The following is an 8,033-nucleotide window of genomic DNA, read 5'->3' on the forward strand; positions in this document are numbered from 1 at the left end:
TTGCTGGCCGCGGTCGCGTTGATGATGGTGGCGGCGGTGGCCGAGACGCCTTCCTCCCCGACGATCGGGTCGCTCTGAACACCCATCAGCAGCACGTTGACCTTGAGGACCTTCGGTGGTTGGGGCGGCTGGGTGCTCGGCCACGAGACGCACTTGACCAGGTTGAGCGCGCCGACGGTGCCGAACTCTGGGTAGAGCTTGGCCCACGCCACCACCAACTCGCGGATGCGGTCGGGCGTGGGCCGGTTCACTGCGTCGCTGCAGGAGTTGACGAATTGTCCGTCGGTGCCGGTGGTGGCCTGTGCCCGGTTGATCAGGCTGGTCAGCAGGTTGGTGTCACCGGAACGGGCGCTGTTCAGCGCGGCGGCCAGGTCGTTGGTGGTGCCGACCCGGTCACCGGTGGGGAAACCGAGCGCGATGTTGATGGCTCTGGCGATGGAGGCCACCGACGCACCCGCCGGACCGTGGCCGGCGCGGGCGTCGGCCAGCATCGAGCTGACGGCGCCTTTCGGGTCGGGGCCCAGCGGGCAGCTCACCGCCGCGCATTGGGCGGCGAACGCGTCCAGCGCCGCCTCCTGACCCTTGACCTTCTGCTCGGCCGCGGCTTCGGCGCCCACGCCGAGCGCCACCGGCGAGTCGAGCACCAGCCTGGCGACCTTGTCCGGGTGCGCGCTGGCGTAGGACAGCGCCACCTGGGCGCCGTTTCCGATGCCGATCAGCGCCAGCGCGGGTACATCCCAGGTGCTGCGCAGACGTTCGATGTCGGTGGCGGCGTGGGTGTTGTCGTAGGCGGAGTCACCGGGCGCGATGGTGTCGGTGCAGCTGGTGGTGGCGTTTTGCACGATGTTGGCGAGATTGGCGACGGGATCGTTGCCCGACTGGAACTGCGCCTGGTCGTGGATCTCCTGGCGGTCGAACTGGTCGAGGCAGTCGACCGGGCTCGATGAGCCCATGCCGCGCCTGTCGATGGCCACGATGGGGTGTTTTTGCAGCACGTCGGCGCCGGCGCGGGCCAGCCACACCGGCAGTTGCAGCGACGACGGCAGGTCCGAACCGGTGGTGAAGACCAGCGGGCCGGCATCGTCGGGCGTCTGGGCCGAGCGGGCGCGCATCACGCCGATGCTCAGCGTCCCGGCAGCGCCGTTGACCGGGTCCAGATCGGCGTCGTAGCTTGCGCATTCCAGCTTGACGCCCACCGGCGCGGGCACCGCGGCGTCGCCGAAACCGCGCGATGTGCAGTCGTGCCACGGCAACTCGTTCTTCGGCTTGGCAATCGGCGGCGGGGCATTGGGCGCCGTTGTCTTCGTTGCCTTTCCCTGCGGCCGGGCGCCGGCGTTGGTGGCAAAACGCGGGTTGGCGGCCAGTCCAGGTGCGCAGCCGGACAGCAATGCGGTCACCACGATCAGCGACGTGGTGAATGCGGCGCGCCGGCTCATGCCGACCACAGTAGCCATTGGTTGCTCGCTCAGACGTCTCGCACGTAGCGCGTGTACAGGTAGCCATCGTCGTCGGTGAGGACGTGGGCCCGCCGCATCCCGGTCAGCACCTGCTCCGGGCCGGTGGCGATGCGGCCGGCCTGGCCGCCGACCAGGGTCGGCGCGATCGTCAGGCACAGTTCGTTCAGCAGGCCGTGTTCGACGAATGAGGTGAACAGCATTGGACCGCCCTCGGTCAACACCCGCGGAACGCCGCGTTCGGCCAGCACCGCGAGCACCGCGGCGGAGTCGACCTGGTCCGGGTCGTTGATCGAACAGTCGATCACGTCAGCCAGGCCGGCCAGCGTTCGCCGGGTCTGGTCGGTCGCCGCCGTGCAGGTGCACACCATCGGTGGCACCTCGGTGCGGGTGAACACCGGCAAATCCCGTTCCAGGCGCCCGGATCTGGTGACGATCGCCAAGGGCGGGACTTCGCTTTGCCCGCGAGCCTGCCGGTGCTGACGCTGGGCGACGGTTGGTCGTGCGCCGGAGTAGCCCTCGGCCCGCACCGTGCCCGCGCCGACCAGGATCACGTCGGCCACTTCGCGCAGCACGTTGAACACCGCCCGGTCGCCGGGCCCGCCCAGCTGGCCGGATTTGCCGCCGAAGGTCGCGCCACCGTCGAGGCTGGCGATGAAGTTCGCGCGCAGCCACACGCCGTCGTGGTCGGTGGGGTAGCCGTAGAGATCGGGCAGTTCGGCGCCGTCGAGGTCGCGGGTGGAGCCAAGCAGCCGCAACTGCAACCCACCGGCACCGTCAGCCATGCCGATGATTGCAGCACGTCGGTAGGGTGCCTGCATGCGCGGGGTTGCTGGGCTGGTCGAGCGACGGCCCACCGTCTCACCGGAACGGCTGATTGCTCAGCTGACGCCGCCGCCGACTTTCGCCGACGCGAGCTTCGCGAGCTATCGCCCTGACCCGGCCGAGCCGACTCAATCGGCCGCCGTCGCGGCGTGCCAACGGTTTTGCGAGCGGGCTGTCGAACACCGTCGCGGCCGCAGGAGACTTCTCGGCAGACGAGAAGCCTCGCCGGGTGTCGGGCTGTATCTGGACGGTGGTTTCGGCGTCGGCAAGACGCATCTGCTGGCCGCCGCCTACCGTCAGCTGACCGATGATCCAGCCCACCCCAGAGCTTTTGCGACATTCATGGAGCTCACCCAGCTCGCCGGGGTGTTCGGTTTTGTCGAATGCATCGATCTGCTGACCGATTACACGCTGCTGTGTATCGACGAGTTCGAGTTGGACGATCCGGGCAATACCACGCTGATTTCGCGGCTGCTGAGCCAACTCGTCGAGCGCGGTGTATCGGTGGCCGCCACCTCCAACACCCTGCCCGAGCAGCTCGGTGAGGGGCGGTTCGCCGCCCACGACTTCCTGCGCGAAATCAACACGCTGGCAGCAATATTCGATGTAGTGCGCATCGAGGGGCCCGATTACCGGCACCGCGACCTGCCACCCGCGCCGCAGCCGCCGTCTGACGACGAGGTCGCCGCTCGTGCCGCGACCATAGCGGGCGCGACGCTGGACGACTTCGACGCGCTCTGCGCCCATCTGGCCACCATGCACCCGTCGCGCTACCTGGCGCTGGTCGACGGGGTGAAGATGGTCGGCGTGACCGGTGTGCACACCGTCGACGATCAGAACGTCGCGCTACGACTGGTGGCCTTGACCGATCGGCTTTACGACGCCGGCATACCGGTGCTCGCTTCGGGGGAGAGACTCGACCGCATCTTCGGCGACGAGATGCTGGCCGGCGGCTTTCGCAAGAAGTACCTGCGGGCCACTTCGCGACTGCTGGCGCTGAGCGGGGCCGTCAACGCTTAGGCCGCGTCCAACGGCCGGACCATGACGTAGTCGCTTTCGGTGTGAGCGCCCAACCGGAAGCTCCGCGTCCCGTTGACGCTAAAACCGCATCTTATGTAAAACTGTTGAGCGCGTTGGTTTTTCTGATTGACACCGAGCCATACGCAGCCGGCGTCCCATTCCGCGGCGGCCGCGAGCGCGGCGTCCATTAACGCCGTCGCCACGCCCGCTCCGTGGTGTGCCGCCAGCACGTACATCTTCGAGATCTCGGCGGCCGGCCGAATGTCCACCGCCTGCTGCACCTCGGGATCGTCGCCGACGCCGTTGATCAGCATGGCGTAGCCAATGATTCGGCCTTCGAGGCCGGCGGTGAAGATGCGCCGCTGCGGGTCGGCGAGATACTCGGCGAACCGGGTATCGGACAGGTTGGCGTCGATGAACGAGGCCACGTCCGCGAGCGCGACCGACGGGGGACAGGCCAGCGGAAAGGTGCGTGCCGCGACCGCGGCCAATTCAGCAGCGTCGACGGGGCGCGCTGCGGCCATCCGGACTACAGGTTCCACTGTGCGAGGTGATAACCCGTCTTCTTGTCCAGCAGAACAACATTGGCGACCGGGTCGCGGTAGGCCTCCCAGTACACACCGCCGCGAACGATCGAGCCGGCCGGCGCATTGGCCAACGCTGCATCCAGCGCATCGGGAGCGTCGGACGCGCGGGACTTGTATGCGTCGCCGAACGGGGTGACCCCGTCGAAGGTGAAATCGGTGAGCATCTGATACGGGGTCGGCACCCGCACCGCGTGGATCGCCACGTCGGCGCGCATGACCGCGCTGTTCGGGAAACTCTTGACCGGGATACCGACGCGGTTGTAGCCGAACCCCGGCGGCGGGTCGACGGGTTGCACGCTGCTCACGGTGATGTCGGCGATCATTTTTCCGGTGTCGACCCGCAACGTGTCGCCGAGATGGCCGATTGGTGCGTCGCCGGCCGACGCGCGGGGTACCGCGATCAGCGTGGTCGCGACGACGGTAATCACGACAACCAGATAGCGGCGCATGTTTCCTCCTCGACGACCATCGCATGATGGCACACTGCGGGGCTCATGTCGTTTGGGTTGTACAACCGTCAGCTTTTCTTGTCGGCGGTCATCGACGTGAGCATGGCGACCAGATCGGTCTCGGCGCGGTCCTTGTCGACGCCGGCCTGATGCAGCGAACCGCTGCCGTCTTCGAGTTCAAGCAGGGCAAGCAGAATATGCTCGGTGCCAATATAGTTGTGGCCCAACCGAAGTGCTTCGCGAAAGGTCAGCTCGAGCGCTTTGCGGGCGGTGCCGCTGAAGGGGATCAGCGCCGGCATCTTGTCCGCAGCCGACGGCAGTGTGATCGAGTCCCGCAGCGATTCGGGGTCGACGCGTTGGGCTCTCAGCAGTTTGGTGACCAGTGCTTCGGGGTCGTTCAACACCCCGAGGATCAGGTGGTCCGGGGTGATCTCGTTGTTGCCGGCCTCGTGCGCGGCATTCTGGGCGGCGACCACGGCGTTGCGGGCCCGGGGAGTGAAGCGCTCGAAGCCGCCGTTCGGGTCGAGCGTGGTGGTCTCGGCGCGCAACACAAAGCGCTTCTGCGCGGCCTGCTTGGTCACGCCCATGCTCTTGCCGATATCGGTCCAAGAGGCCCCTGACCGGCGGGCCTGATCGACGAAATGCCCGATCAGGTGGTCGGCGACTTCACCGAGATGCTCGGCTGCCAGAACCGCGTCGCTGAGTTGGTCCAGCACGTCGGAGTGAACCTTTTTGATGGTGGTGATCAGCTCGTCGAGTCGAACCGGATGAGATTGAACCATGTCGTCAACTCTAGGTTGACGGGCGACATTGGTCAACTCCGAGTTGACGCACGACGCGTGGGGTCAGCCCTTCGGGTAGCCGCGTCGGACCGTGCGATCCAAGATGCCCAGCGACGCGCGGAGTGCAGCTTCGGAGATGACCGGGAAGATGCCGGCTTCCCGCCACTTCTCGTCGATCTGGGACCAGTCGTAGAACGACGTGACGATGGTGCCCTCGTTCTGCTCGTCGGGCTCGAGGCGATAGCCGTAGACATGGCCAAGCTGAGGTCGGATCTGGCCCAGGACCGTCCACGCGATCAGCTGATCCTGCTCGAATTCGCGGATGGTGACGGTCACGTCGTATTTGCCGAGGTCCGGAAAGTCGTTGAGGGACTCGCGGTCCATGTGGACGACGAAGCTGTCGCCGGCGGCGGCAACGGACGCGCCGTCGGCGTCCTGCAACATCCCGGATGAGTCGATGGCGACGTGACCCTGCGGATCGCAGAGAACGGCGAAGATATCGGCTGCCGGTGCGGAGATCGTGCGCTGGACTTCGATTCTGTCGGCCATTCGGTAGATCTTGACAGCACAACCGCGTCGATGTGGCGGTTCGGTAGCCGGGACAAAGATGTCGGCGTGCGCGACGATGGACAGATGAGACGTCCGCTGACGTTGCTGGTCACCGCCGCCACACTGTGCGTGGCATTGACCGCATACGCGAATCCCGGCCGCGCCGATCCGGGTCTTGATGCGAGTTTTCTCGACGCGCTCGTCAAGGCGGGCATCACCATCAAAAGCGAAGCGGGTGCCGTGAAGGCCGGGAAGGCGGCGTGCGGGATGATGGCGCAGGGTCGGCCGGAACTCGATGTCGTCGACCTCGTGACGAGGCAGAATCCGGGCTTGGACACGACCAGGGCGGCGCAGTTCACCGCGATCGCGGCGAGCGCTTACTGCCCGCAATACCTCCAACACGCCGCTACCAACGGTGGGGTGACGACCACCGCCCCCAACAACGGTTAGACGCTGAGCCATGATGGGGGCGATGAGCCGTCTCCTGGTGGTGGTTGGCATTGCCTCGTCACTGGGCAGCGCGATACCAGCGCATGCCGACCCGAATGTCGACGCGAGCTTTGTCGACGCTTTGACCAAAGCCGGCATCACTTTCAGCGATTCCAAAAGCGCCGTCAGCGCGGGCAGATCCGCGTGTGGGCTGTTGGATCAGGGTAAGCCTGAACTTGACGTCATTGCGCTTGTGACGCAGCAGAATCCGGGAATCAGCACGACCAGTGCCGCGAAATTCACTGCGATCGCCACGAGCGCTTACTGTCCGCAGTATCTGCATCGCGCGACCGACAGCGACGGCGGCCCGTCGTCACCTCCCGGGAACGGGGTGGGAGTATCGGGCGGTCAGCAATAGGTCGACGGCTGCCGGGGGTCAGTTGTGAAAGTCGGTTTGGCGGCGCAGGCGCTGCCCATGCGCTTCTCGCCGATGGCGGTGACGCGAAGTAGCTATCTGTCGGCGGTCGCCAGCCGAGCGGATTCGTTCTGGCTGGCCGATCATTTGAACTCGTTGTTTCCGCGTTCGATGGCCAAGCCGGAATACATCGGCGCCGCACGACTGACGCCGAAGGTCGATGCAAACCTCGAGCCGTGGACGGTGCTGGGGCATCTGGCTGCCCGAAATCGATTGGGGCGGATGCGACTTGGAATTGGTGTGACCGATACCGGTCGGCGCAATCCCGCGGTCACCGCCCAAGCGGCCGCGACCCTGCACCTGCTCACGCGCGGACGAGCGATCCTGGGCATCGGCACTGGCGAACGTGAAGGCAACGAACCTTACGGCGTGGACTGGTCCAAACCGGTGGCACGGTTCGAGGAGGCCCTGGCGACCATCCGTGCGCTGTGGAACTCCGGCGGAGAGCTCGTCACTCGCGACTCCCCGTTCTTCCCGTTGCATAATGCGGTCTTCGATTTGTGGCCGTATCGCGGTAGATGGCCGGAGATTTGGATCGCCTCGCACGGGCCCAGAATGTTGCGTGCCACCGGCCGATACGCCGACGCGTGGTTCCCCGCAGCCGTGTTTTCACCCGCTGACTACGCCCGCGGATTTGAGGCGGTTCACGCAGCGGCGTCGGACGCAGGACGAAATCCCCTTGGCATTACTGGCGCGATCCTGTTCTTCACCGTGACGGGCCGCAATCGGCAAGAGATCGACGACGCGCTGGAGTCGACCGCAATGAAAACGTTTGCATTGAACGCGCCCGCGGAATTGTGGAAACGCCACGGCGTTTCACATCCGCTCGGCGACGACTTCACCGGCTCCCAGGACATCATCCCGCAGGTCTTCGACGAGGAGAGTGTATTGAAGTACACCTCCAACGTGCCGCTGTCGCTGCTCAAAGACGCATGCCTGCAAGGCACGCACGACGAGATTGTCGATCAGCTTGCGGACTGGCGCGATCACGGACTGACCTATCCGGTCCTGCTGAACTTGAGCACCTTGCAACCGAGCCTTCGCCGCGGCCTCGCCGCCGGGAACCCATTTGCCAAAATCTTGCGCGGCGTCCGCAAATTGTGATGGGCTCTGTTCAGGCAATCGAATAGCTCTGTCGGACAACAATTCTGATGTCTTGACGGGCGTTGACCTTGAGATGTCGGGTGGCTAGATCCTGACCCAGACCCACTGTTGGGAACCTTCGTCCCATCTGGGCTGGAGTTGCTGTGCCCACGGCGGAGGGGGAGGCGGCGGCGGGACGTCTACCGGTGCGTACGGCGGTGCGTAAGCCGGCCGGACGACGTACCAGTCCGGCATCGCGGGTTGCGGATGGCACTCACCGGTCCAGACGTTGCGCGCCCAGTTGGGGTCACAGTGCTCGGCGCAGTGCAATTGCGTGAGGTCGCACCGCGCCGAGCTGACTGGCGACGTCGCGACGGTCA

The 8,033-nt window shown here is 65.9% G+C and carries 11 protein-coding genes; 4 read left to right on the forward strand and 7 right to left on the reverse strand.

The window, feature by feature from the left end; all coding sequences use genetic code 11:
• Positions 1–1,454: alpha/beta hydrolase (locus VGH54_RS24560; protein WP_331514737.1), on the reverse strand; the 1,454-nt coding region annotated here is incomplete at its 3' end.
• An 11-nt stretch (positions 1,455–1,465) separates the two neighbouring features.
• The gene (locus VGH54_RS24565; RefSeq protein ID WP_331514738.1) at positions 1,466–2,239 is read right to left on the reverse strand and encodes a pyrimidine reductase family protein; all 774 of its coding nucleotides are present in this window, start codon (positions 2,237–2,239) and stop codon (positions 1,466–1,468) included.
• A gap of 34 nt (positions 2,240–2,273) precedes the next feature.
• Here VGH54_RS24565 and zapE point away from each other — a divergent pair, with 34 nt between their 5' ends.
• Positions 2,274–3,299 carry a cell division protein ZapE gene (gene zapE, locus VGH54_RS24570; RefSeq protein WP_331514739.1) on the forward strand — a complete coding sequence of 342 codons (1,026 nt, stop codon included), beginning with the start codon at positions 2,274–2,276 and terminating at the stop codon, positions 3,297–3,299.
• Here the strand turns inward: zapE and VGH54_RS24575 are convergent.
• The 4 genes from VGH54_RS24575 to VGH54_RS24590 all read right to left on the reverse strand — a co-directional run bounded on the left by VGH54_RS24575 (position 3,296) and on the right by VGH54_RS24590 (position 5,666).
• Positions 3,296–3,823 (reverse strand): GNAT family N-acetyltransferase, encoded by a 528-nt coding sequence (locus tag VGH54_RS24575; RefSeq protein WP_331514740.1) that lies wholly within the window; start codon positions 3,821–3,823, stop codon positions 3,296–3,298. The genes zapE and VGH54_RS24575 overlap by 4 nt on opposite strands.
• A gap of 5 nt (positions 3,824–3,828) precedes the next feature.
• Positions 3,829–4,335: a hypothetical protein gene (locus VGH54_RS24580; protein WP_331514741.1), complete on the reverse strand. Its 507-nt coding sequence runs from the start codon at positions 4,333–4,335 to the stop codon at positions 3,829–3,831.
• A gap of 68 nt (positions 4,336–4,403) precedes the next feature.
• Positions 4,404–5,117: a Clp protease N-terminal domain-containing protein gene (locus VGH54_RS24585; RefSeq protein ID WP_331514742.1), complete on the reverse strand. Its 714-nt coding sequence runs from the start codon at positions 5,115–5,117 to the stop codon at positions 4,404–4,406.
• Between the two features lie 63 nt (positions 5,118–5,180).
• Positions 5,181–5,666, reverse strand: a complete 486-nt coding sequence (locus VGH54_RS24590; protein WP_331514743.1) for a polyketide cyclase — start codon at positions 5,664–5,666, stop codon at positions 5,181–5,183.
• Between the two features lie 84 nt (positions 5,667–5,750).
• Between VGH54_RS24590 and VGH54_RS24595 the strand changes: the two genes are divergently transcribed.
• Genes VGH54_RS24595 through VGH54_RS24605 form a run of 3 tightly spaced genes read left to right on the forward strand, consistent with a single transcriptional unit; the run spans position 5,751 to position 7,674 of the window.
• Positions 5,751–6,116 carry a DUF732 domain-containing protein gene (locus VGH54_RS24595; RefSeq protein WP_331514744.1) on the forward strand — a complete coding sequence of 122 codons (366 nt, stop codon included), beginning with the start codon at positions 5,751–5,753 and terminating at the stop codon, positions 6,114–6,116.
• Between the two features lie 22 nt (positions 6,117–6,138).
• On the forward strand, positions 6,139–6,513 hold the full coding sequence (locus VGH54_RS24600; protein WP_331514745.1) for a DUF732 domain-containing protein: 375 nt from the start codon (positions 6,139–6,141) through the stop codon (positions 6,511–6,513).
• Between the two features lie 57 nt (positions 6,514–6,570).
• Positions 6,571–7,674: an LLM class flavin-dependent oxidoreductase gene (locus VGH54_RS24605; RefSeq protein WP_331514746.1), complete on the forward strand. Its 1,104-nt coding sequence runs from the start codon at positions 6,571–6,573 to the stop codon at positions 7,672–7,674.
• Positions 7,675–7,758: 84 nt separating this feature from the next.
• Here VGH54_RS24605 and VGH54_RS24610 read toward each other — a convergent pair.
• A partial coding sequence (locus VGH54_RS24610; protein WP_414688790.1) for a hypothetical protein occupies positions 7,759–8,033 on the reverse strand: 275 nt, incomplete at its 5' end.

Origin of the sequence: Mycobacterium sp. (genome assembly GCF_036488105.1) — a bacterium.
Classification (GTDB): Bacteria; Actinomycetota; Actinomycetes; order Mycobacteriales; family Mycobacteriaceae; genus Mycobacterium.

Bases quoted from the DNA above. Each gene is read 5' to 3' on its own strand.
- VGH54_RS24590 (WP_331514743.1), bottom strand. From the start codon at position 5,666: ATGGCCGACAGAATCGAAGTCCAGCGCACGATCTCCGCACCGGCAGCC.
- VGH54_RS24595 (WP_331514744.1), top strand. From the start codon at position 5,751: ATGAGACGTCCGCTGACGTTGCTGGTCACCGCCGCCACACTGTGCGTG.
- VGH54_RS24565 (WP_331514738.1), bottom strand. From the start codon at position 2,239: ATGGCTGACGGTGCCGGTGGGTTGCAGTTGCGGCTGCTTGGCTCCACC.
- VGH54_RS24600 (WP_331514745.1), top strand. From the start codon at position 6,139: ATGAGCCGTCTCCTGGTGGTGGTTGGCATTGCCTCGTCACTGGGCAGC.
- VGH54_RS24575 (WP_331514740.1), bottom strand. From the start codon at position 3,823: ATGGCCGCAGCGCGCCCCGTCGACGCTGCTGAATTGGCCGCGGTCGCG.
- VGH54_RS24580 (WP_331514741.1), bottom strand. From the start codon at position 4,335: ATGCGCCGCTATCTGGTTGTCGTGATTACCGTCGTCGCGACCACGCTG.
- VGH54_RS24585 (WP_331514742.1), bottom strand. From the start codon at position 5,117: ATGGTTCAATCTCATCCGGTTCGACTCGACGAGCTGATCACCACCATC.
- zapE (WP_331514739.1), top strand. From the start codon at position 2,274: ATGCGCGGGGTTGCTGGGCTGGTCGAGCGACGGCCCACCGTCTCACCG.
- VGH54_RS24605 (WP_331514746.1), top strand. From the start codon at position 6,571: ATGCGCTTCTCGCCGATGGCGGTGACGCGAAGTAGCTATCTGTCGGCG.